Below are 22,539 nucleotides of genomic sequence, written 5' to 3'. Positions count from 1 at the left end.
TTCATAGATCATAGTAAGAGAGATGGCGTTTAGGTTTGAAAGTTTGCAGGTATGGCAACGGGCGCTTGATTTAAGTGAACGGATTAATCAACTCACCAAAACATTTCCTAAAGACGAAATATACGTTTTGTCGTCGCAGATGAAACGCGCCGCTGATTCAGTTGTGCTGAATATTGCCGAAGGATCGACCGGACAAACCAAAGCCGTTTTTAAAGTATTTCTTACTTATTCCTTCCGCTCAGGTATTGAAGTAGTTAGCGGATTATTCATTGCCCAAAAACGGGGTTATATCGCCGATGAGTTATTTACAAACTTATATAATGAATACGAAATATTGGTTAAAATGATCACAGCATTGAAGAACTCGCTGTAAGTTTTCTCTTCGTACCATCAACCATGATCAATGAACTATCTACCAATAGCTATGATCTATGAACCATCAACTATGAACTAACCTACAGCTCCTTCCTCAACCTCGCTACCGGGATATTCATTTGTTCCCGGTATTTGGCAACGGTGCGGCGGGCAATATTGTAGCCTGCTTCTTTAAGGATGTCGGTTAGTTTTTCATCTGCAAGGGGATGGCGTTTGTCTTCCTGGCCAATATGCTCTTCCAGGATCTTTTTCACCTCTTTGTTTGATACTTCTTCGCCGCTTTCGGTTTGGATAGCCTCGCTGAAGAATGATTTTAGCAGAAAGGTTCCGTGTTCTGTTTGTACGTATTTAGAGTTGGCTACGCGCGATACGGTTGAAATATCCATGCCAATGCGGTCGGCGATGTCTTTTAAGATCATCGGCTTCAGATTCTTATCGTCGCCGGTTAAAAAGAAATCGTACTGGTATTGCATTATGGCGTTCATGGTCTTCAGCAAGGTTTGCTGGCGCTGTTTGATGGCATCAATAAACCACTTGGCCGAATCGAGCTTTTGCTTTACAAACTGAACCGCTTCTTTCATCTTCTTATCCTTTTGCGACGCCTTATCGTAATGCTGGAACATCTCCTGGTAGGAGCGGCTCACTTTAAGTTCGGGCGCGTTTTTGGAGTTGAGCGTAAGTATCAGCGTGCCATCGTTATTACTGATATGGAAATCAGGTATCACCTGCATTTGCTTGGTGCTTACCTCGTTGCTATCGCCCGGTTTCGGGTTAAGCTTTAGTATTTCGTTAACAACGCCGCGCAGCTCAATAGAGTTCATGTTTAACGAGCGCTCCAGTTTATCGTAATGCTTGCGGGTAAATTCGTCCAGGTAATCCTCAACCACCGTTATCGCTTTTTTGATGATGGGGTCGGTAGCGTCTTTTTTGCGGAGCTGGATGAGCAGGCATTCCTGCAGGCTGCGGGCGCCAACACCCGCAGGGTCGAAGCTTTGGATCACCTTTAGCATATCCTCAACCTCTTCATCCTCGGCCATTACGTTTTGCGAAAAGGCCAGGTCGTCGGTTAACGACATGATGGGCCTGCGCAGGTAACCATCGTCATCCAGGCTGCCAATGATCTGCTTGCCAATGGCAAAATCTTTATCTGATACCGGCAACAGGTCAAGCTGCGATTGCAGGCTCTCGAAGAACGAGCTTTGCACGGCAATAGGGATCTCTTTACGTTCGTCTTCATCGTCACCGTTCTGGTCGTACCGCGAACCGTAATCGTTTACGTTATCTTCCTGCAGGTAATCGTCAATATTAAACTCGTCCATCTCGCCCTTTTCGTCGTCACTGTTGTAGGTGTCTTCGTCGGGGTCGCGGTCGGGGTATTGTTCCTCGGGTTCGTTTATATTAGTTAGGCTGATATCTTCAAGCGCGGGGTTTTCTTCCAATTCTTCTTTAATACGCGTATCGAGCGACACGGTAGGCACCTGCAGCAGCTTTATAAATTGTATTTGCTGCGGCGAAAGTTTCTGTAAAAGTTTTTGCTGGAGGTTCTGTTTAAGCATAATTAAGACAAGGGCAAAAGTACATCAATTACCTTAATTTATAAAATAAAGAAGCGGTAAGCAGTGTAAAGGTGTAAATGCTATTAACTTTATTTTGTTTGGGTTGATTATTAAATATTGATAACTTTAAAAATATCTAAATACTGAATTATGGGATTTGTAAAAGAATTTAAAGAGTTTGCCGTTAAAGGCAACATGGTTGACTTGGCTGTGGGTGTAATTATAGGCGCGGCTTTTGGTAAGATAGTCACCTCTTTAGTGTCTGATGTGATCATGCCACCTCTCGGGTATCTTATCGGCGGTGTAGATTTTGCCGATAAAAAGATCATCCTAACCCCTGCGGATGCCACGGCGAAAGTAGCCGAGGTAGCCATTCATTATGGCTTGTTCATCAACGCTATTATCCAGTTCCTGATCATCGCCCTTTGCATATTTGTTGCTATAAAGGCTATAAACGCAATGAAAAAGCAAGAAGAAACAGCACCTGCCGCACCGCCTGCACCAAGCAAGGAGGAAGTTTTACTGGCAGAGATAAGAGATATTTTGGCTGCGAAGAAGTAAACCACTGTAATGTTGCACGAAAAAGGGAAATCTTCGGCAGTTTTTCTGGTCGTTTTATTAACAGGCGGTTGTGCCTTTTATTTTTACTCTTATAAAAGTAACACGCTATACACTTGTGTACCGCTTATTGCTATGGTTACAGGCTATTTTGGCTTGGCTGTTATCTGGTTTAACTTTAACAGCTATACACAAAGGCCATTATCCATAATTGTATGGTCTGTTTATTCGGTAATAGGGCTTGTACTATTTGTAACTTTACTTGTTTACACAGGAGAGTTTCAAGAAAGTATGCTTAAACAGAACGGTGTAAGCGTTAAAGGGGTTGTTGTCGCAGAAAATCAAAGCCGCCACAGGTCATCCACCTTTTATTCCATTACCGTTGGCTATACTTATAATAACAAAAAGTATTATCAGGATTTCTCCAATAATATAGACATGTATAAAGTAAAGGATACTATTATAATAATTTGCTCATCTATCGACCCGCAAATGGCGAAAGTAGCAGTAGTTAACGGTGATAAATAAGTATGATAACCACCGATACCTTTCGACAGATTGCCCTTTCGCTGCCCGAGGCGGTGGAGGATGCGCATTTCGAGAACCGATCTTTTAAGGTGAGTAAGAAGATCTTCGCTACGCTTAATGCTAAGGAGAACCGGGCTACGCTTAAGCTGCCGGCAATAGACCAGGATGTGTTTTGCGCATTTGATAAAACTGTAGTTTACCCTGTGCCCAATAAATGGGGCAAGCAGGGGTGGACCCACGCCAATCTTCTCACCGTACGCGAAGAAATGCTTATCGATCTGCTGAAAACTGCCTACCGCACGGTAGCTCCGAAAAAGCTTGGCGATTTGGTAATTTTTGAAGAATAACCAAAACAATAGCTCCATTTACGATTTTTCACTACTCACTAAAACGTCTTAGCCAGTTTAGGGTTCGTTAAAATAATATAGTCGCCAAATTTGGTGAATTTGGTCCAGTCTGGGGTTTCAAAACCGTCATCGGCGTACGCCTGGATATTGATGACTTTGACGTTGGGTGCATACTTTTTTAACTGCGCAATCGTACCCAGTTTTTCCTCGCTGTGAAAACCACCATTTACCTGGAAGATCTTGCTCCCCTTGTTCGCCTTATAAAACTTTGCTATGGAGTAACCCATGGTAGCATCCCACAAGTTTTGCGATTGGTAAACCTTCATTGGCCCCGCGTGGCCACCCATTACCTCGCCAAACTTTTCGTAATAACGGCCGGTAGCGGTATCAATAGGCAGGGGAGGAAGCCAGCTTTTGGCTGTGGCATCAAGCTTTTGCAGGTCGCCCAGCCCAACGCGGGTAACCATATTGGTATAGCGGGTAGGGGCGTTGCCGGCAATAACCGGTAGGTGGTTATCTTTGGCGGATTCAACCATGGCACGGTAATCTTTATAGTTTTTCCAGGCGCGGCCCTCGCTAATCAAATTCTTCTCGCGGATAAACCCTGCAAGGTATTCATTCAAAACGGTTTGGCAATCGGTTTGGAACATCTCCATCGATAACGCCATTTTTGCCGGGTATTTCTCTATCAGTTTTTTAAATATCAGTGCTTCCAGGTAATGCCCGGTGCTGTCGTTATGTTCCTCGCCAAAGAAAAGCACATCGGCTTTTGCCATATCGTTCACCACATCATCTATGGTTGTCGGGGCGTTTTTAGCTGTATTATATACCTTATAATGCGCGGCCATAGGGTCCTGGCACAGGGCGGCGAGCGGTAATAACAGCATTAGTGCGATAACAGTAATTTTCATGACTTAAACCGGGATGTTAGTATGTTAATAAATACACGTTATCAAATTACAACATTTCTATTTGAATAAACTAAAAAATACGCTACATTTGCACTCTTGTTTTTTAAAAGGAAGATTAAGGATAATAAGAATAAAATATAGCCATGAAAAGAACGTTTCAGCCCTCACAAAGGAAAAGAAGAAATAAACACGGTTTCCGTGAGCGCATGTCAACTGCTAACGGCAGAAGAATATTAGCAGCAAGAAGAGCCAAAGGCCGCAAAAGACTGTCAGTTTCTGACGAGCGCAGCCACAAAGCTTAATACGCCGGTTGTTTCTCCTTATTAAATAAGGGGCCGAACCGGTTACAAGCTTAATTTAGGTTCAGCACTAACAACTATGCATACTTTTAAAAAAGAAGAACGGTTATGTAACAAGAAGCTTATCGACGGGCTTTTTCATAACGGTTCTTCTTTTTTATGTTACCCCTTCAGGGCCTCCTGGATGCTCTCAGATGCTGAGCAGCAATTTCCTGTGCAGGTATTATTTGCGGTGGCTAAGAAGCGCTACAAGCGCGCTGTAGACCGTAATTTAATAAAGCGCCTCATGCGCGAAGCTTACCGCTTAAATAAACAATCGCTTTTATACTCCCCACTTACCGATGCTGATAAACGCATAGTTTTATCCATTGGCTATATTGGTAAAGAGATAGGAGATTTTGCGTTCGTCGAAAAAAAGATGCTGAAACTTTTGGGGCAAATGGCGGCGGAGGTATCCAAATGAAATTTTTGTGGGATTTATTCAACGGCCTTATCGGGAGCATTTTTTTGCTGCTGATAAAATTTTATAGGTACTTTATTTCACCCTTAACGGGGGCATCGTGCCGGTATACGCCAACCTGCTCGCAATATGGGTTAGACGCCATAAAAAAATATGGTGCTTTTAAAGGCGGGTGGCTAACTATAAAACGGATAGCCAGCTGCAACCCCTGGGGTGGGCACGGGCATGATCCGGTTCCATGAATAAGTCAAAAGTTTAAGGTCAAAAGTAAAAAGTTAGCCGCCTTGGTTGGGTAACTTAAAACTAAGGGCCTTATACTCTTAACTTTGAACTAAAATATGATTGAAGTCAAAAGTTTAAAGTAAAAAGTCAAAACCACTTGGCCTGATATTTTTAATTTTGACTTTTTAATTTTGACTTAAATGATCATTCTACAAATAGAAACCGCCACCACCTCCTGTTCTGTAGCGCTTGCGCGTAACGGCGAGGTATTGGGTTTTAAAGAAATAGACCAGCGCAATATACATGCCGAGGTGGTAACCGTTTATATTGATGGTTTAATAAAGGAAGCCGGTATTACTTACGCGGATCTTGATGCTATTGCGGTAAGCTGCGGGCCCGGTTCCTACACGGGCTTACGTATTGGGGTTTCTACCGCAAAAGGTCTTTGCTTCGCGCTGGATAAACCATTGATAGCTGTGGAAACTTTGACTGCAATGGCTAAAGGCGTTGCGCAAACCGATGCCGAAATGCTGCTATGCCCAATGATAGACGCCCGTCGGATGGAAGTGTTCACCGCTATATTTGATGCACGGGATAATACCATAAAACCTACCGCGGCAGAAATTGTAGACAGCAATAGCTTTGCCGATGTTTTGGCTGATCATAAGGTGTTGTTTTTTGGCGACGGTGCCGAGAAATGCAGAGAAGCCCTTGGGCAGAACCCAAACGCACACTTTTTACCCGGCTTTACAAACTCGGCGGTTTACCTTACAGGTATAGCCCTTGACAAATTCAATAAAAAGGATTTTGTTGATGTGGCTTATTTTGAACCTTATTACCTCAAAGATTTTATCGCTGGTAAAAAAGCAAACGCTTAATACTCGTCGTCTTTTCCAAAGATCCGGCTAAAGATCCGTTTAAAGAAACCAGGCTTATTTTCAATAGGGATATAGCTGGCATTAAGCGGATGCTCTATCAGCGGGCCAAATTTAAAGGTAACTCCCAAAAACATGTCCGCCCCGGTGTAAGATGCGCTGCGATTTATCTGCCCCTCGCTTTTTGTTGAAGCTAAAAGAAGTCTGCCAGTTGGAAATAATCTTTCGCTGCCTATAAAAAACTCTGCGTTCGGCGTTTTGATCATAAACTGCCCGCCTACACTTAGTATTTTGTAATTGTTATAGGCCGTGGTGAGCGTAAGCGTGTAATTACCATGCGTTATGGGGTTAACCAATGCTGCGGTGACGCCGTCAAAAAACATTTCCTTTGATAGGATAAGGGTAGGAGAATATCTGTACTGGCTGTTATAATCTAACCAGTATGTTTTATTGGCGCTAATTTCAATTTTAGCATTTGTAGGAGTGACGAATGACCCTAAAACTTCATTGGTTTTTGCCACGTTTTTTGCGGCTTCGTAAATATTACGCTCGCGCCTGCCCGAAGAAAAGGCAGAGATGGTATCTGAGGATGCAAAGTTATACGTGCTCGACCGGCTGCTCCAGCGTATCAAACCAAGATCTTTTACGTTGAATTGCAGGTTAAAGGCATCGCGTGTACGCAGCGAAACACCCGCGCCGATGGCTGCCCCGGGGTTTCTGAAGGTGGGCAGATAATCGTGTGTGGTAAAAGTGCCGGGGATATAGTTTAATTTGTATTTCCCGGTCATAGCCAAAAATGCCTGGTCGTTTGGCCTGTCAATATCCAGCGTGGAAGTTGCCACGTCTATCTTTTGGTAGCGAATACCCATCAAAGCGCTTAGCTTAACGCCTACGGCGATTTTCCGGTTTATTTTTTCGCGATAGGTAAAACTAACCTGGTGATAGGCCTGGTAAGTGCCGCTGTTGTTGAAAATATTGTCGTAATGATCGTTCTTAAAGGCGGTGGGGCCATTAAACAGGGCTACAGATTCATCACTGAAAATACCCCTTCCTTCTATCCTTGTTTGCGCGGATATACCAATCTCCGCATTGCCATCCAGATTAGTGAAAGCCTTATACATAATGGAGTAGTAATTGAGATTGGCATTGACGCGGTTAAGCCTGTTCTCGCCAAATTTTAAATTGGCAGTATTATAATAGCCTAAAAAAGCCCTTGTTTTTAACGGCACCTGCGAATTGCCGGTTAAAAAAGAGTTTACCGAAAAGTTTGGCAGCAAGAAGTTGAACGCGTATTTCCTGCTGGAATCTGGCGTGAAGGAGGCTCGCGAAGGGTTTTCAAAAGAATCGTAAAGGGTACCGGTATTGTACTGAGAAAATTGCTGGCCAAAGGATTGGATGGTAAAAAGTAAAAAAGGGAATGCCAATAAAAATTTCTTCATAAAATCTCGCCGTATCTATGCTCGCGGTTAACGCCCTTAAATATATAATTCAAATTTGACTTAGGGGTACGCTTAGCCCAATAATATAACCCTTTAACGGAATTAAGCGCTCAGAGTTGTATTTATTGAGGGCTTTTGGATGTTTTACTACCACCGGTTGTATCAATCATATTTTGCAACATGCAAAAATTGGTATAAAAGTTATTATCGGTAGCGGTAAGCTGGTAAGATGCGGCGTAAAAGTTTTCGAGCGAGAGTTTATTGCTTTTGTAAGCATTAAAGAAATCGTCTTTCAGATCGTTCTTTAATATAGGTTGCGCGTTTTTAAAGTTGATGAAGAAAGTAACGTTGCTTCGTTCGCCCATCAAATTATCAAACCGGTTGTATTGCCCGGTCTTGTTTAAAAATTTGCGGTTAAGGTAACTGTCGCTGTAGCTATCCAGCTCTTTTATGCTATTTGCAAGCACAAGGTAATTATCAATAATGCGGAAGTATGGGCGTTTGAAGGAGTTAAAAGCATCGCCCAATAAAAAGTAGGGGAGCTTATTGTAATTAAACTCGCCGGTTTCATCATTTACCATGGTGCTGATGTTTGCCATTACCGGGCGCAGCTTAGAGCCGTCTTTTACAGCTATCAGTGCAATCCGTTCTCTGTAACGTGTGGTCACCACAGCGAATTCGTTACCCAATGCCCTGTTTAACTCTGTTCGCAGCGCGATGCCCGTTTCTGCTTTTATGCGGGCAAACAGCGTGTCTTTCTCGGGTTTTAGCCCTGCCTTATCATGAAATACGGCCAGATCTGAAAGGAATTTAACCGGGTTGGAAACAGCCATATCCATCGAATACGCTACCGTGGAGGGGAAGATCTCCTTAAGGTTGTTGAGTACCGGTGACTGAGTGGTAAACAAGTTTAAGTAGCTGGCTGGTTTATCGGTTTGTATATTGGTGTAACCGTTAAACATTATTGCATCCGCTTTATAATTAAGGTTTAACGCGGCTGATGCAGGCAGCAGGCGTAAGCTTTTAAACAGGTCGTGGTTTTTGGTTTTAAACAGCTGATCGAACAGGGAGGATAGCTGGCTGTAGTTAATGTACAAATTGGCCAGCGAGTTTGAGTTCTGCTGATCGGGCAGCGGGACAAACGCTTCGGTCTCTTTGTCGTTTTTGTATAGGGCGGCCCTGGTGAGCAATTCTTTGGAAAAACTTGCCGAGTAGATGTTCTCGTCGGTATTAATAATATAAAAGCGCTTTTTTAACTGCGCGAAGAAAACAGTGTACCCTTTTTTTTCGTCGATGGTTAAGGGGGTTATCAGCATGCCGGTTTTCTTCTGTTTGGCCAGCGCATCAAATGCGCCTATATCAGCATCTTTAGCGGCGGCAGCCGTAAGCAATAATTCTGTTTCGGGCTGGTTGGATGAATGGAGTGAGATAAAAATATTGCTGCCATCAAATAGCCGCTGTAACAAGTGGGTGGCAAAAAGTGTCTTTCTTACCGTGTCCAGCTCGCTCAGTTTTTGCTCGCCAATCAGGCTGCCCAGCAAGGTGTTGCCGGTGAATATATCGTAAAACCCCTTATCGTTGCTAAACTCAAACACAGCCACCGCGTTATCGGGAATGGTGCGCATAATGTTGCCCGCGTGCATACCCGATGACTTTAAACTTTTAAAGTACTTAATGGTAATGTATCCTGTCGCGGCAACTAAAATAAGTGTAAATAGAATGAGTTTTTTCATCTCCGTTTGCGAACGCAAGTTAGAATTTTACCGTACCACAATAAAGTAATACTTTCATTTGGTTAACTTAGCCTTTTATATCTGCATGAACAAACAAATTATTATTACCGCGGCGCTGTTTGGCGCTATTGCCGTTATGTGCGGCGCTTTTGGGGCTCATGCCTTAAAGGCATCGCTCGAGCCACGGCAACTGGAAGTATGGCAAACTGGGGTGCAATACCAGTTTTATCACGTTTTCGGCTTGCTGTTTCTATCAACCTTTACCAGGTTTAAAAATGGGCTTGTAACGGCCACTTATTATTTGTTCACATTTGGTATTATCCTTTTCTCGGGCTCGCTTTATTTATTGGCCTGTCGCGACCTGCTAAAAATGCCCGGCTTAACAGCTATTGGCCCGGTTACCCCTGTTGGTGGCTTATTATTTATAATTGGCTGGATAACACTTGCACTCGCTGCTTTCCGAAACAAATAATCTGATGTTAGAATTTGCCGAAGTGCAGCTGCACAACCGTAAAACGCTTTTTGTTGAGGTGATATTGCCTTTGGCTATCAGTCGCAACTATACCTATCGCGTGCCATTCGAGATGAATGATGGGGCTGTGATGGGTAAAAGGGTGGTGGTGCAATTTGGTAAAAGCAAGCTCTATACCGCCATTATCGCAGCCATCAGCGAGCATGCTCCCGAAAAATACGAAGCAAAATACATCATCGAGATATTGGACGATGCACCCGTAGTTACCCTGCGGCAGTTACAATTTTGGCACTGGCTGGCCGAGTATTATATGTGCAACGAGGGTGAAGTGATGAACGCGGCCCTCCCTTCGGCGCTAAAACTGGCCAGCGAAACCAAGGTAATGCTGAACCGGGAATACGAGTACGATAAAACCCAACTGAACGATAAAGAGTACCTCATCACCGAAGCGCTGGATATTCAACCCGAATTAACGGTGAGCGATATTGTAAAACTGCTGGGCCAAAAAACGGTAATGCCGATATTGAAGTCGCTCTTCGAAAAAAACGTTATCACGATATCCGAAGAAGTAAGCGAACGGTATAAACCGCGCAAGAAAACTTATATCACTTTAAACCCGGTTTACCATAACTCCGATAACCGCAAAGAACTTTTTGAGATCCTGGAAAAGCGCGCGCCAAAACAGGCCGACGCGCTGCTAACCTATCTTAAATTATCGCGCCAGCAAAAAGCGGTGGCTAAGAACGAATTGATAGAAGAAAGCGGCGCGGGCGAATCGAGCATAAAATCGCTGATAGAAAAAGAGGTGTTTTTTGCCGAGCACAAAACGATTAGCCGCCTTGGATATGAAGAGGACGACGAGGCGATAAGCAATTTTACGCTGAGCGAAGCCCAGCAACTGGCTTTGGGCGAAGTACGCCAGCATTTTGAAAAGAAAGATGTGGTGCTGCTGCATGGCGTAACTGCATCGGGTAAAACCCAAATCTATATAAAGCTGATAGAGGAGATGATAGCAACCGGCAGGCAGGTGCTTTATTTACTGCCGGAGATTGCCTTAACCACCCACATCATCGAACGTTTACGCATTTATTTCGGCGGTACTATCGGTGTTTACCATTCCCGTTTTAATGATAACGAGCGGGTGGAGGTTTGGCAAAAAGTGTTGCGTAACGAGTATAAGGTGGTGCTTGGCGCAAGGTCGTCGATATTTCTGCCGTTCCATGATCTTGGGCTGCTGATCGTAGATGAGGAACACGAAACATCCTACAAGCAATACGACCCGGCACCCCGCTATAATGCCCGTGATGCCGCTATTTATTTAGCAAATATGCACGGCGGTAAAGTGCTGTTAGGCTCGGCTACGCCGTCTTTTGAAACTTACTACAACGCACGTACCCACAAATACGGTTTGGTAGAACTGACTGAACGTTATGGCGGTGTGCAGCTGCCATTAGTAGAGGTGGTAAGTATATCCAAAGAGTTGAAGCAAAAAACCATGCAATCGCACTTTACCAGTGTGTTGATGGCGGATATGCAGCTTGCGCTGGAGAATAAGGAGCAAGTGATCCTCTTCCAGAACCGCAGGGGTTACGCGCCGGTGCTGATGTGCCGGGTTTGCGCTTATACGCCAAAATGCATCAACTGCGATGTAAGCCTTACCTATCATAAGCATACTACCAAGCTGCATTGCCATTATTGCGGCTATAAGGAAGATACGCCATCGGTTTGCCCTGCATGCGGTTCTACCCATTTAGAATACAAGGGATTTGGTACCGAGAAAGTAGAGGATGAGCTCTCGGTATTAATGCCCGATGTGCGCCTGGCAAGGATGGACCTGGATACCACCCGCTCGCGAAATTCGCTGCAAACCATTTTGAATAACCTCGAGGAGAAAAAGATAGACATATTAATAGGCACTCAAATGGTGGCCAAAGGGCTCGATTTTGCGGATGTAACCGTTATTGGGATCATCAATGCCGATAGCCTTTTGAAATACCCGGATTACCGCGCCAACGAGCGCAGCTTCCAGATGCTGGCGCAGGTAAGCGGCAGGGCGGGGCGCAGGGGTAAGCAAGGCAAGGTAGTCATCCAAACTTACGACCCCAGCCACCGTGTAATAAAACAGGTGATAGAGAATGATTACGCCGACCTGTATTTTACCGAAATGGAGGAACGTAAAAGCTTTAAATACCCGCCATTTTACCGCATCATCAGCATAGATATTAAGCACAAGAACCCCGAAATACTTTATAACCAGGCAGAATACCTCACCAACGAACTCCGTAAACACTTCGGCGACCGGGTGATCGGCCCCGAGGCACCGCTTGTCAACCGCATCCGCAATTACTACATCAAAACCATCATGCTAAAATTTGAACGGGATGGCGTATCGGTAGTAAAGGCAAAAGCCCTGATGCGAGATGTGATCACGCAATTCCAAACCACTAAATTGAGTAAGGGCTGTATCGTTCAACCCGATGTAGATCCATACTAAAAGAATTAGCCTCTAAATCAGTTGGATAAAATAGCCATTAGGTAAATCAATCGTGTTAATCGCTAAATCCCTCAACCGTGTATTATCTTAGCATCTTGTATGGCGTATAAGTTTATAGATAATTACAGGGAACAGGGTGCGCGTAAGCGATTGGTTGAGGTTTTGCGAAAAAAAGGAATTGAGGACGAACGGGTTTTAGCTGCCATTGGTAAGATACCCCGCCACTATTTTTTCGATGAAACTTTTTGGAACCAGGCTTACAAGGATATTGCCTTCCCGATAGGTGCAGGGCAAACCATTTCTCAGCCATACACCGTAGCTTATCAAACCGAACTGCTCCACATCCGCAAAGGCGATAAGGTGCTGGAGATTGGCACAGGTTGCGGCTACCAAACCTGTGTATTGATGGAGGTTGGTGCAAAAGTGTTCACTATAGAGCGCCAGGAAAAACTTTACGAACGCACCATACAGGTTTTACCCTACATGGGTTACAAACCCAAATTCTTTTTAGGCGACGGCTCCGTAGGTATCGCCAGCGATGCCCCGTACGACAAGATCATTGTAACCGCCGGTGCCCCAACCGTGCCCGACCTGCTATTAAAACAACTCAAAATAGGCGGTATATTGGTTATCCCGGTAGGCGATGAGAAATCCCAAAAAATGGTTACCGTATTAAAAACCAGCGAAAACGATTACGAAAGGCACGTGTTGGATACGTTCAGGTTTGTGCCGCTGGTAGGGGATAGGGCCTGGTGAGCCCCCCAGCCCCCTGAAGGGGGAGTTTTTGAAAAGCAAAATACCCTTTAATTTTTGTCAAAGGGTATTCTTATTTATGGTCTATATCTTAATGTAAAATTCTGCTCCCCTTCAGGGGGCTGGGGGGCTTCCTACCTTTTCATCGCCCTGTCCATCTCTATTTTCGTATCGCGCTCTTTCATGGTTTCGCGCTTGTCGAAGGTCTTTTTACCCTGGGCGAGGCCTATCTCCACCTTAGCAAAGCCTCGCTCGCTAATGAAGAGGGCAAGCGGGATAATGGTCAAGCCTTTTTCTTCGCCACGGGTAAGGAGTTTTTTTAATTCCTTTTTATTCAACAGCAGCACACGGTCGCGTTTGGCCTCGTGGTTGTAGAACGAACCGAAGGAATACTCGGAAATATGCAGATTGCGGATGTAAAGCTGGTTGCCAATAAAGGTGCAAAAAGCATCGTTCACGTTGGCTTTACCTTCGCGGATGGATTTTATTTCGGTACCCAGCAATTGTATGCCCGCTACGTATTTGTCCAGTATGTGGTACTCAAAGTATGCTTTTTTATTCTTGATGTAGATATCCTGCTTCATTACGCTGCAAATATGCAAATTATTTTGCGCCCGGCTTAACAACCAGCACAGGTACGTTTACCTTATGCCTCACGGTATTAACGGTGGTTCCAAAAATAAGGTCCTTAATTGCCTTGTGTCCGTGCGAGCCCATTACGATGAAGTCTATGCCTTCGCTATTCACAATTTCGGCAATGGCCGTTGCCGGGCCACCGTAGCCAATTTTCGCTTCCGCCTTATAGTTTAGCTTGATTAAAGCCTCCACATACTTATCTAAATTGTTTACATCGCTTTGGGTTTCGTTGTCCATTACCTGCTTGCCGTAGTACCTTGCCCCGGCCGTTTCTACCACGTGGATGAGGCTGTATTTGGCTTTCTTACCGCCTTGCATTAGGGCATGACGGATGCAGTCCTGGTCGTTTTTAGAAAAATCAATGGTTACCGCTATATGGTTATAGTGCACAGGCTCTAAGTTATCAAGCGATGCTGCTATGCCGTGCGGAATGTAAGTGCGCTGGTCGGTATGCTTGTATAAAAGCGGGCGAAGGAAAACGTAAAGCAGCAACGCGCCTATGGCTACGGCTATAGGTGTTATAACAAAATGCACCAAGTTGGCCGAGCCCTGGTTAGCATCAGCCCATGTGCCAATTTCCTGTATCACCAGGCGAACATTTAATCCCACAATCAGCACGGCAAATACCCAGGCCAATATTCTTAAAGGCAACCCGGTGGCAAATTTACCCATCCGATTTTTATCAGATGTGAAATGGATGAGCGGGATAATAGCGAAACCTAACTGCAGACTTAGCACTACCTGGCTTAGTATTAATAGTTTGCCCAGGCCTTCTTCCCCCGCATGCAGAATGGTGAAAAACGCGGGTACTATAGCAAATATCCGGGTGAGCAAACGCCTTAGCCACGGTGCTATGCGCAGGTTGAGGTGGCCTTCCATAATAATTTGCCCGGCAAGCGTGCCGGTAACGGTAGAGCTTTGCCCGGCGGCTATCAAGGCTATGGCAAACAAGGCGGGTGCCAGTTTACCAAAAATATTGCTGAGCAATTGATGCGCGTCCTGTATCTCGGCAACTTCGTGGTAACCTCGGCCAAAAAATGCGCTGGCAGCCAGTATCAGTATCGCCGCGTTCACAAAAAAAGCAAGGTTAAGGGCAATAGTAGTATCCCAGAAGTTATAGCGGATGGCGGTTTTTATGCCTTCTTCCGTTCGGTCTATCTTGCGGGTTTGCACCAGGGAGGAGTGAAGGTATAGGTTATGCGGCATTACCGTAGCGCCGATGATACCAATGGCCAGGTAAAGCGAACGGCTGTTCAGCTCTGTTGGGATAAAGCCTTTGGCAACATCTATTACGTGTGGTTGCACAATAAACATCTCCAGTAAAAAGGCCAGCCCCACAATAAATATCAGCGATATAATAAAGCCTTCCAGCTTGCGCATCCCTTTATTCAGCAGGAACAAAAGCAATAAAGTATCCAGCATCGTAATAGATACGCCCCATATTAACGGCAAGCCGAACAGCAGGTTTAAACCAATGGCCATACCTATCACTTCCGCCAGATCGCAGGCGATGATAGAGATCTGCGCCAATATGTACAGGCAAAAATTTACAAAGCGCGGGTACGAGTGTTTGGATGCCTGCGCCAGGTCGAGCCCGCGCACTATGCCCAGCCTTACACATAGGTTTTGCAACAGAAGGGCAATCATATTTGATAACAGCAGCACCCATATCAATTTGTAACCAAACTGGCTGCCGGCGGCTAAATCGGTTGCCCAGTTACCAGGGTCCATATAACCAACGCTTACCAAATAGGCGGGGCCTAAAAATGAAAGCAGTTTGCGCCAGCCGGTTTTATTTTCGGTACCTACCGAGTTGTGCACATCGCCCAACGATTCGCTTGTTATCATATAGCTATCAAAAGGTTATTCGCCACCTCGTGGCTTATTTGTAAAACTTTGTTATCCATTTGCAGTACTACTGTGTTATCATAACTGATGATCTCTTTTACTGTTATTTTTTTGCCGATGATGAGTCCCTGTTTTTCCAGGTATTGTAAAAAAACGGATGAGTGATCCCTAACGCCCGAAATAATCCCCCTGGCACTAACAGCCATTGCCGAAATTGGTTTAAGGTCATTTATTTTAAACTGCCCGTTGCAATCGGGTATCGGGTCGCCATGCGGGTCGCGCTTGGGGAAGCCCATAAATTCATCCAGCCGGTCTATTAATTCGTTAGAGGAGATATGCTCCATTTCCTCGGCCATATCATGCACCTCATCCCACTTAAAATTCAGCTTTTCTACCAAAAAATACTCCCAAAGCCGGTGCTTACGGATAATATTGATAGCCACTTTTTCGCCCGCCTCGGTAAGGCTTACGCCCTGGTAACGGGTATAATTGATGAGTGTTTTATCAGACAGCTTGCGCAGCATATCCGTAACCGACGAGGCTTTTGTCTCCAGCGATGCTGCTATTTGGTTGGTGCTCACGCTCTCTGTAAGCGACGCTAACTTATAGATGGCTTTTAGATAATTCTCCTCGGCTAATGTATTCATTTAGTCAAATATAATATTATTTTTAGACTTGTCTAAAAAACTACAATTGTTTTTAATTTGTTCTGCTAAACGATATTTGTGTGGAATTATATTTTGTGTGATGTAGATTATTTTATATTTGCATGTACCATGGGAGCTGAATTAGATAAGATAGACCTTCAAATACTCAAGATATTACAGGAAAACGGCCGCATAACCAACCTGCAGCTGTCCAACGAAATAGGGCTTTCACCGGCACCTACCTTAGAACGCGTGCGCAAACTGGAGAACGCCGAGTACATTAAAAGCTATCACGCTTTAGTGGATGAAGAGAAATTGGGCTTGGGCATAAAAACCTTTATCCAGATCTCGCTGGATTTTCACCAGAAGAATACCATTCAAACTTTTTTGGATGAGATCCAAAATATTAAGGAAGTTACCGAGTGCCACCACGTAACCGGACAGTGCGATTTTCTGCTAAAGGTTTACGTGCGCGACATTAAATCGTACGAGCGCCTCATCATGGATAAAATAAGCCGCATCACCGTGGTAAAAACTTTCCAAACCATGATGATCATGAGCACCAGCAAGAAAGAGCCGATAGTGCCGCTGGAATATTAAGATAGATGTGTAGATGTGCAAATTTCAGATGTGTAGATGAGCTTCAATAAAAGCTGATCTGCACATTTTAGTTTAAGGGCATTTTTTTTCCATCTGCATATTTGCACATCTGAAATTTGCACATCCGCATATCTGCACATCTACCCGATTTGCCAATCAATCTCTTCCTTCCCTTCTTTCTTCAAAAAATCATTTGTTTTAGAGAATGGCTTTGAGCCAAAGAAGCCTCCGTGGCTTACCGCAAGGGGAGAGGGGTGTGTGGATTTGATGATGAGGTGATTATTGTTTGGGTTGATGAGCGCGCTTTTCGATTGTGCATAGGCGCCCCAAAGTATAAATACGATTCCTGTTTTCTCATCCGACAGGGTTTTGATGGCGGCATCGGTGAATTTTTCCCAGCCCTTTTTTTGGTGTGAGCCTGCCGTGGCCGCGCGAACGGTTAGGGTGGCGTTTAATAATAATACACCTTGTTCGGCCCATTTGGTGAGGTCACCGGTCTGGGGGATCCGGATGCCGGGGATATCGGTAGCTAACTCTTTGTAAATATTTTTTAACGATGGTGGAGCTGGTACCCCTTCGCGCACCGAAAAGGAAAGCCCGTGAGCCTGGTTGGGGCCGTGGTAGGGGTCCTGGCCGATAATTACTACCTCTACATTATCAAAAGGTGTAATATTAAAAGCGTTAAAAATTTCTTTGTTTTTTGGGTAAGTAATGTGGCCGGCTTCCTTTTCCTGTACCAGGAAATTTTTCAGATCCAGCATATACGGTTTTGTTAATTCGGTGCCGATGGCTTTCTGCCAGCCGGGCTCTAATTCTCCTGCCATAAATATTAATACAGATGTTTTATTGTAAGCTTACAAATAACGATATTCGCACTTTGATTATACTAATACAAATTATGTCGAATATAGTTAGGTTAATTATTGCTTGTGTTACAATGGGTGGCGGCGTTGCCCTGTGTGTGTTTGGCTTTTGGGGATGGGGGATACCTGTGTTTTTAATCGGCGGTTTAATACTGCTCACCTTCTTTTTTAACGAGAACATGCTGATTGCGCAGTATTACCTGCGTAAAGAAAATACCGATGAATCCGGAAAATGGCTGCTTAAAATTACCGATTACGAAAAACAACTATATAAAGGCCAGTATGGTTACTACAACCTGCTTATCGGATTAATCGAATCTCGCAAAGCACCATTAAAATCGGAGAAATACTTTAAGAAGGCCCTGCAATTGGGAATGGGCATGAGCCACAACACCGCGCTGGCTAAACTGAGCCTTGCAGGTATATCCATGGCAAAGGCAAATGCTGCAGGTGCTTCTGCGGCGCAACGGAATAATAGCAAACGCGAAGCTGATGTATATTTAAAGGAAGCTGCTAAAGACGACAAAAACAAACTTCTTGCCGACCAGATAAAGATGATGAAAGGCCAGATGGCGCAAATGGATAAGCCGCAGGTAATACGCGGCGGTTTCCGTCAGCAGAAATTCTAAGCAGGAAGGATTTTATTTCTCGTCGAGCGAGCTAAAATAATCCGGCTCCGAAGAATGGTTTTGATTGGCAGATATATGCCTGTCAACAACATTATAAGCCTTCTCTTCGGACGGTTCGGCCACCTCCACCATTTTAAGCAGGCTACGGATAAACGACAGGTTAAAAGTATTTCTGTTCAGTTTTATCAGGTATTCGTTTTCGGTTATCTCGAGGATGGAGTTAGTCATGTGTATTCCTATTAGTGTGTTTGATATAAAGTTAAACATCTTATCTAAAACGAAAGTTTGATTAGTTTTATCATTCTGTTAAGGAATTGTGAATACCAGGCGCCGTTATTTTTCACAATTGTGGAAGATATGTGTTGATAACGTTCTCCATTGCAGCCAATTGGCTATATTTACTCCCGGTAACCAACCCATAAACCCTTTCTTTACGATACCGATCATGAAAGTTTTCTTCCTTGCTGTATTCGCGTGTTTTTGTACACAGGCCGGTTTTGCCCAACTTGCTACAGGTAAGTTATTTAGCAACCATATGGTGCTGCAAAGAAATCAAGCCATCCCGGTTTGGGGTAAAGCTGCAAAGCGCGCTAAGGTGAGTGTTAGTTTAAATAACATCATTAAAACTGCTACTACCGATGCGCAGGGCAATTGGAAAGTAAAATACCCCGCCATGAAAGAAGGCGGCCCATACACCATGATCGTATCATCAGGCAAGGACACCATCACTTATGCCGATGTAATGCTGGGCGAGGTTTGGCTTTGCTCAGGACAATCCAATATGGAGTTCCAGCTGAAGAACGCCTACGGGTTTAAGGCAGAGCGGAAGATTGCTGATAACATTGCCGTGCGCCAGTTTTATGTCCCGCATAAAGTAAGCCTTAAACCGGAAACCGAATTAACAGGCGGGGAATGGAAGATAGCCACGGCAAACACCGTTGGCGATTTTTCTGCCGTAGGCTATTTTTACGCAAAGCGATTGGCGGAGAATTTACACGTTACCGTTGGTTTGATTAACAGTAGTTGGGGCGGTACCGAAGCCGAGGACTGGATAAGCAGGGACGCCATGCTTGCTTCGCCCGAATTAGCAGCCGTGGTACCCGGATTACCGGTAAACGAAAAAGAGTTAGCCGCCAGGGCAGATAAGCGCCTAAAGCTTTGGGCATATCGTGGTATGCCTGTCGTGAATTATACAACCGCTGAGCTCGCCGCAAAGCCCGCAAGCTTTTTTGATAGCTGGCAGCAGGGATACATGCCGAGCTCATGGGAATGGGTTGGAAGGTTATACTCCTACCGCGGGCAGGGGTTTATACAGCGCACCATCATTTTGGATAGCACCTATGTAGCGGAGCCATCCGTTATTACATTGGGGCAAACCAGCACCAGTGCTGCTATCTACATAAACGGTGTGCGGATAGATAAAGACGGCAATTCGTCCGATAACAAGTATCAGCTCCCTGCAGGAAGCTGGAAGGGTGGAGCCAATACCTTATTGGTTGCCCTTGGAACGCAAAAAGATACTTCCCGCTTTGATATCGGGCTCACCGCATACTCGGGTGACTTTAATACTCGTTTTGCAGATACTACCATAAGTTTTGCAGATAGTAAATGGCGGGTAATGCCTGATCTGGGTAAACCTTATCATTTCGATTTTATGCCCAATAATAACGCCTTCTCGCTTTATAACGCCATGATAAATCCCTTGCTGCCTTATGGGATTGCCGGCGTGATCTGGTATCAGGGCGAAGCAAACGTAGAACGAGCTTATCAATACCGCACGGTTTTCCCGCTGTTGATCAACAACTGGCGGGAAAAATGGAAATCGCCGTTTCCTTTCCTGTTCGTGCAGTTAGCCTCATTCGGTGGTACGCAGAACAGCAACGCTGGTAGCAGCTGGGCCGAATTGCGCGAAGCACAAAATACTACACTAAAACTACCTAACACAGGCACAGCCATAACCATTGATGTGGGCGATGCCTTTAATATTCACCCGAAAGATAAAGCAACTGTGGGTTACCGACTGGCTGCTTCGGCGTTTAACCTCGTATACCATGTGCCGGGTTTTGCCGAAAGCCCCCAACTGGCATCCGCAGATTTTAGCACAGGTTATGCCATGATCAACCTTACTCACGCCGAAAACGGTTTGATGGTGAAGGATAAATATGGCTACTTAAAAGGCTTTGAAATCGCCGGTGCCGATCATAAGTTTTACTACGCGCAAGCAGTAATAAGCGGCAACCAGGTAAGGATCTGGTCGCCAAATGTGCCCAAGCCCGTAGCCGCCCGCTATGCCTGGACAGACGCTCCCATTGACGCTAACCTGTTTAACACACAAGGGATGCCCGTAAGCCCGTTCCGTACGGATGATTGGCCGAGCGTATCTTCGGGTAAGAAATTTGAATAACTGCTAAACAAAAAAGGCCCTTAACGGGCCTTTTTAAATGCAATGTGGTTGGATATTATTCAAACCATTTCATCACCTCTTCCTTAGTCGGCATAGCAATATCCAATTTTAGCTTTTTGCGCATCCCGCCAAGGTCATTAAATACCTTATTTGGGTTGCCTGCTTTTAGTTCTTCAACAGTGTTGAAGCCCATTTTATTCAACACGGGTACCCACTCGGCGGGTATACCAATGGCAATAAAGTCATCGGCAGTAGCTACTTTAGCCTTTTTCTCCGGTCGCATCTGCGGGAAGAATAATACCTCCTGTATGGTGCTTTGGTTGGTCATCAGCATCACCAAACGGTCGATACCGATACCCAGGCCCGAGGTTGGCGGCATACCGTATTCCAGCGCACGCAGGAAGTCGTCGTCCATGGCCATAGCTTCATCGTCGCCACGGCCGGCCAATACCAATTGCTCTTCTAAACGCTCACGCTGGTCAATCGGGTCGTTCAACTCCGAGTAAGCGTTTGCTATTTCCTTGCCATTCACAAAAAGCTCAAAGCGCTCAACCAACCCTTCTTTGGTACGGTGTTTTTTAGCGAGCGGCGTCATTTCTATAGGGTAATCGGTAATATAAGTTGGCTGTATCAGGTTTGCTTCAACTTTAGCGCTGAAGATCTCGTCTACCAGTTTGCCTTTTCCCATGGTAGCATTGGTTTCGATACCCAAGTCGGCACAAACTTTAAGCAAACCAGCCTCGTCCATCGCGGATACATCTATCCCGGTATATTTCAGGATAGAATCGTACATGGATAATTTCTCGTAAGGGCCGGCAAAATTTATCTCGTGCTTGCCAACCTGTACCACAGGTATGCCGTGAACCGCTTTGGCGACGGTTTCTAAACATTCTTCCACCATGGCCATCATCCAGATATAATCTTTATAGGCCACGTAAATTTCCATCGCGGTAAATTCCGGGTTGTGGGTGCGGTCCATACCTTCGTTACGGAACATTTTACCAAACTCGTAAACGCCGTCAAAACCGGCTACGATCAACCTTTTCAGGTAAAGCTCGTTGGCTATGCGCAGGAAAAGCGGCATATCCAGCGTGTTGTGGTGTGTAGCAAACGGACGGGCCGCTGCACCGCCATGCACAGGCTGCAGGATAGGCGTTTCCACCTCCATCCAGCCCTGGGTATTAAAGTAACCGCGCATAGCGCTAATCACTTTAGAACGGTTGATGAAGATGTTTTTATATTCGGGGTTAACCGTTAAATCAACATAACGCTGGCGGTAACGCATTTCCGGGTCGGTAAAACCATCGTGAATGGTGCCATCTTCCTCGCGCTTAACAACCGGCAAAGGTTTAAGCGATTTAGACAGGATGGTTAGTTCCTGTGTATGTATCGAGATCTCACCTGTTTGGGTCAAGAAAACGTATCCTTTTACGCCAACGTAATCGCCAATATCTAACAGCTTTTTAAATACGGTATTGTAAAGCGTTTTGTCCTCGTCAGGGCAAATATCATCACGTTTGATGTAGATCTGCACACGGCCGGTAGAGTCCTGTATCTCGGCGAAAGAAGCGCTGCCCATAATACGGCGCGTCATGATACGGCCGGCTATGGTAACCTGTTTATATTTATCGGGGGTAGCTTCAAAATTATCATTAATATCCTGTGCCCATGCATTTACATCATAAGCTTCGGCAGGGTAAGGGTTGATGCCCAGTTCGCGTAGTTTTTGTAACGATTCCCGGCGTATAAGTTCCTGTTCGGATAGCGCAATACTCATATTAAAACGGTGTATTTTAAGGCTGCAAAAATAGGGTTTTTTGTTTAGATATGAGAGGTTAGATTTGAGATGGGAGACCGGGTAGTATATGAATATTTATTTCAAATAAATAC

The 22,539-nt window shown here is 44.9% G+C and carries 24 protein-coding genes; 14 read left to right on the top strand and 10 right to left on the bottom strand.

What is annotated here, in order from left to right; genetic code table 11:
- Positions 1 to 22: 22 nt before the first annotated feature.
- Positions 23 to 373, top strand: a complete 351-nt coding sequence (locus ABIX36_RS21320; protein ID WP_348084191.1) for a four helix bundle protein — start codon at positions 23 to 25, stop codon at positions 371 to 373.
- 82 nt (positions 374 to 455) lie between these two features.
- On the opposite strand, the gene rpoN is transcribed toward ABIX36_RS21320, so the two are convergent.
- Positions 456 to 1,931: an RNA polymerase factor sigma-54 gene (gene rpoN / locus ABIX36_RS21315; protein WP_348084190.1), complete on the bottom strand. Its 1,476-nt coding sequence runs from the start codon at positions 1,929 to 1,931 to the stop codon at positions 456 to 458.
- A 150-nt stretch (positions 1,932 to 2,081) separates the two neighbouring features.
- Here rpoN and mscL point away from each other — a divergent pair, with 150 nt between their 5' ends.
- From mscL to ABIX36_RS21300, 3 genes are read left to right on the top strand one after another with little or no spacing between them, the layout of a single operon-like run.
- The gene (gene mscL, locus ABIX36_RS21310; protein WP_348084189.1) at positions 2,082 to 2,492 is read left to right on the top strand and encodes a large-conductance mechanosensitive channel protein MscL; all 411 of its coding nucleotides are present in this window, start codon (positions 2,082 to 2,084) and stop codon (positions 2,490 to 2,492) included.
- A 9-nt stretch (positions 2,493 to 2,501) separates the two neighbouring features.
- The gene (locus ABIX36_RS21305) at positions 2,502 to 3,017 is read left to right on the top strand and encodes a DUF3592 domain-containing protein (RefSeq protein ID WP_348084188.1); all 516 of its coding nucleotides are present in this window, start codon (positions 2,502 to 2,504) and stop codon (positions 3,015 to 3,017) included.
- Between the two features lie 2 nt (positions 3,018 to 3,019).
- Positions 3,020 to 3,364 (top strand): MmcQ/YjbR family DNA-binding protein, encoded by a 345-nt coding sequence (locus tag ABIX36_RS21300; protein WP_348084187.1) that lies wholly within the window; start codon positions 3,020 to 3,022, stop codon positions 3,362 to 3,364.
- Positions 3,365 to 3,402: 38 nt separating this feature from the next.
- Here the strand turns inward: ABIX36_RS21300 and ABIX36_RS21295 are convergent, their stop codons facing one another.
- Positions 3,403 to 4,275, bottom strand: a complete 873-nt coding sequence (locus ABIX36_RS21295; RefSeq protein WP_348084186.1) for a ChaN family lipoprotein — start codon at positions 4,273 to 4,275, stop codon at positions 3,403 to 3,405.
- A 143-nt stretch (positions 4,276 to 4,418) separates the two neighbouring features.
- On the opposite strand from ABIX36_RS21295, the gene rpmH reads away from it, so the two are divergent.
- The 4 genes from rpmH (at position 4,419) to tsaB (ending at position 6,134) form a co-directional block, all read left to right on the top strand.
- Positions 4,419 to 4,577, top strand: coding sequence for a 50S ribosomal protein L34 (rpmH, locus tag ABIX36_RS21290; RefSeq protein ID WP_096351641.1), 159 nt, complete (start codon positions 4,419 to 4,421; stop codon positions 4,575 to 4,577).
- A 76-nt stretch (positions 4,578 to 4,653) separates the two neighbouring features.
- On the top strand, positions 4,654 to 5,037 hold the full coding sequence (locus ABIX36_RS21285; protein WP_348084185.1) for a ribonuclease P protein component: 384 nt from the start codon (positions 4,654 to 4,656) through the stop codon (positions 5,035 to 5,037).
- Positions 5,034 to 5,276 (top strand): membrane protein insertion efficiency factor YidD, encoded by a 243-nt coding sequence (yidD, locus tag ABIX36_RS21280; RefSeq protein ID WP_348084184.1) that lies wholly within the window; start codon positions 5,034 to 5,036, stop codon positions 5,274 to 5,276. Before ABIX36_RS21285 ends, yidD begins: the two co-directional genes overlap by 4 nt.
- Positions 5,277 to 5,456: 180 nt before the next feature.
- Positions 5,457 to 6,134 carry a tRNA (adenosine(37)-N6)-threonylcarbamoyltransferase complex dimerization subunit type 1 TsaB gene (gene tsaB / locus ABIX36_RS21275; RefSeq protein ID WP_348084183.1) on the top strand — a complete coding sequence of 226 codons (678 nt, stop codon included), beginning with the start codon at positions 5,457 to 5,459 and terminating at the stop codon, positions 6,132 to 6,134.
- Here tsaB and ABIX36_RS21270 read toward each other — a convergent pair.
- Both ABIX36_RS21270 and ABIX36_RS21265 read right to left on the bottom strand, forming a co-directional pair.
- Entirely contained in the window at positions 6,131 to 7,570 is a 1,440-nt protein-coding gene (locus ABIX36_RS21270; RefSeq protein WP_348084182.1) for a DUF5723 family protein, read from the bottom strand. The genes tsaB and ABIX36_RS21270 overlap by 4 nt on opposite strands.
- Before the next feature lie 122 nt (positions 7,571 to 7,692).
- Positions 7,693 to 9,303 carry a hypothetical protein gene (locus ABIX36_RS21265; protein ID WP_348084181.1) on the bottom strand — a complete coding sequence of 537 codons (1,611 nt, stop codon included), beginning with the start codon at positions 9,301 to 9,303 and terminating at the stop codon, positions 7,693 to 7,695.
- An 85-nt stretch (positions 9,304 to 9,388) separates the two neighbouring features.
- On the opposite strand from ABIX36_RS21265, the gene ABIX36_RS21260 reads away from it, so the two are divergent.
- The 3 genes from ABIX36_RS21260 (at position 9,389) to ABIX36_RS21250 (ending at position 13,025) form a co-directional block, all read left to right on the top strand.
- Complete coding sequence (locus ABIX36_RS21260) at positions 9,389 to 9,775, top strand: DUF423 domain-containing protein (RefSeq protein ID WP_348084180.1); 387 nt, start codon at positions 9,389 to 9,391, stop codon at positions 9,773 to 9,775.
- A gap of 4 nt (positions 9,776 to 9,779) precedes the next feature.
- Positions 9,780 to 12,269, top strand: a complete 2,490-nt coding sequence (gene priA / locus ABIX36_RS21255) for a primosomal protein N' (protein WP_348084179.1) — start codon at positions 9,780 to 9,782, stop codon at positions 12,267 to 12,269.
- 99 nt (positions 12,270 to 12,368) lie between these two features.
- Positions 12,369 to 13,025 (top strand): protein-L-isoaspartate(D-aspartate) O-methyltransferase, encoded by a 657-nt coding sequence (locus ABIX36_RS21250; protein WP_348084178.1) that lies wholly within the window; start codon positions 12,369 to 12,371, stop codon positions 13,023 to 13,025.
- Between the two features lie 131 nt (positions 13,026 to 13,156).
- On the opposite strand, the gene smpB is transcribed toward ABIX36_RS21250, so the two are convergent.
- The 3 genes from smpB to ABIX36_RS21235 are packed head-to-tail and all read right to left on the bottom strand — an operon-like array spanning position 13,157 to position 16,153.
- Positions 13,157 to 13,606, bottom strand: a complete 450-nt coding sequence (smpB, locus tag ABIX36_RS21245; protein WP_128533165.1) for an SsrA-binding protein SmpB — start codon at positions 13,604 to 13,606, stop codon at positions 13,157 to 13,159.
- 19 nt (positions 13,607 to 13,625) lie between these two features.
- Positions 13,626 to 15,506 carry an Nramp family divalent metal transporter gene (locus ABIX36_RS21240; protein ID WP_348084177.1) on the bottom strand — a complete coding sequence of 627 codons (1,881 nt, stop codon included), beginning with the start codon at positions 15,504 to 15,506 and terminating at the stop codon, positions 13,626 to 13,628.
- The gene (locus ABIX36_RS21235) at positions 15,503 to 16,153 is read right to left on the bottom strand and encodes a metal-dependent transcriptional regulator (protein ID WP_348084176.1); all 651 of its coding nucleotides are present in this window, start codon (positions 16,151 to 16,153) and stop codon (positions 15,503 to 15,505) included. The genes ABIX36_RS21240 and ABIX36_RS21235 overlap by 4 nt, the downstream gene beginning before the upstream one ends.
- A gap of 129 nt (positions 16,154 to 16,282) precedes the next feature.
- Between ABIX36_RS21235 and ABIX36_RS21230 the strand changes: the two genes are divergently transcribed.
- The gene (locus tag ABIX36_RS21230) at positions 16,283 to 16,753 is read left to right on the top strand and encodes an Lrp/AsnC family transcriptional regulator (RefSeq protein WP_128533168.1); all 471 of its coding nucleotides are present in this window, start codon (positions 16,283 to 16,285) and stop codon (positions 16,751 to 16,753) included.
- A gap of 140 nt (positions 16,754 to 16,893) precedes the next feature.
- On the opposite strand, the gene ung is transcribed toward ABIX36_RS21230, so the two are convergent.
- Positions 16,894 to 17,577, bottom strand: coding sequence for a uracil-DNA glycosylase (gene ung, locus ABIX36_RS21225; protein ID WP_348084175.1), 684 nt, complete (start codon positions 17,575 to 17,577; stop codon positions 16,894 to 16,896).
- A 74-nt stretch (positions 17,578 to 17,651) separates the two neighbouring features.
- Here ung and ABIX36_RS21220 point away from each other — a divergent pair, with 74 nt between their 5' ends.
- On the top strand, positions 17,652 to 18,245 hold the full coding sequence (locus tag ABIX36_RS21220; protein ID WP_348084174.1) for a DUF2892 domain-containing protein: 594 nt from the start codon (positions 17,652 to 17,654) through the stop codon (positions 18,243 to 18,245).
- Positions 18,246 to 18,257: 12 nt separating this feature from the next.
- On the opposite strand, the gene ABIX36_RS21215 is transcribed toward ABIX36_RS21220, so the two are convergent.
- Positions 18,258 to 18,473 carry a hypothetical protein gene (locus ABIX36_RS21215; RefSeq protein WP_348084173.1) on the bottom strand — a complete coding sequence of 72 codons (216 nt, stop codon included), beginning with the start codon at positions 18,471 to 18,473 and terminating at the stop codon, positions 18,258 to 18,260.
- A 217-nt stretch (positions 18,474 to 18,690) separates the two neighbouring features.
- On the opposite strand from ABIX36_RS21215, the gene ABIX36_RS21210 reads away from it, so the two are divergent.
- Positions 18,691 to 20,649, top strand: a complete 1,959-nt coding sequence (locus ABIX36_RS21210) for a sialate O-acetylesterase (RefSeq protein ID WP_348084172.1) — start codon at positions 18,691 to 18,693, stop codon at positions 20,647 to 20,649.
- A gap of 55 nt (positions 20,650 to 20,704) precedes the next feature.
- On the opposite strand, the gene lysS is transcribed toward ABIX36_RS21210, so the two are convergent.
- Positions 20,705 to 22,426, bottom strand: coding sequence for a lysine--tRNA ligase (gene lysS / locus ABIX36_RS21205; protein WP_348084171.1), 1,722 nt, complete (start codon positions 22,424 to 22,426; stop codon positions 20,705 to 20,707).
- Positions 22,427 to 22,539 lie beyond the last annotated feature (113 nt).

Source organism: Mucilaginibacter sp., assembly GCF_039925265.1.
Taxonomy (GTDB): Bacteria; Bacteroidota; Bacteroidia; order Sphingobacteriales; family Sphingobacteriaceae; genus Mucilaginibacter.
Note: the sequence above shows the minus strand (reverse complement) of the source record. Positions and strands in the feature narration are given on the sequence as shown.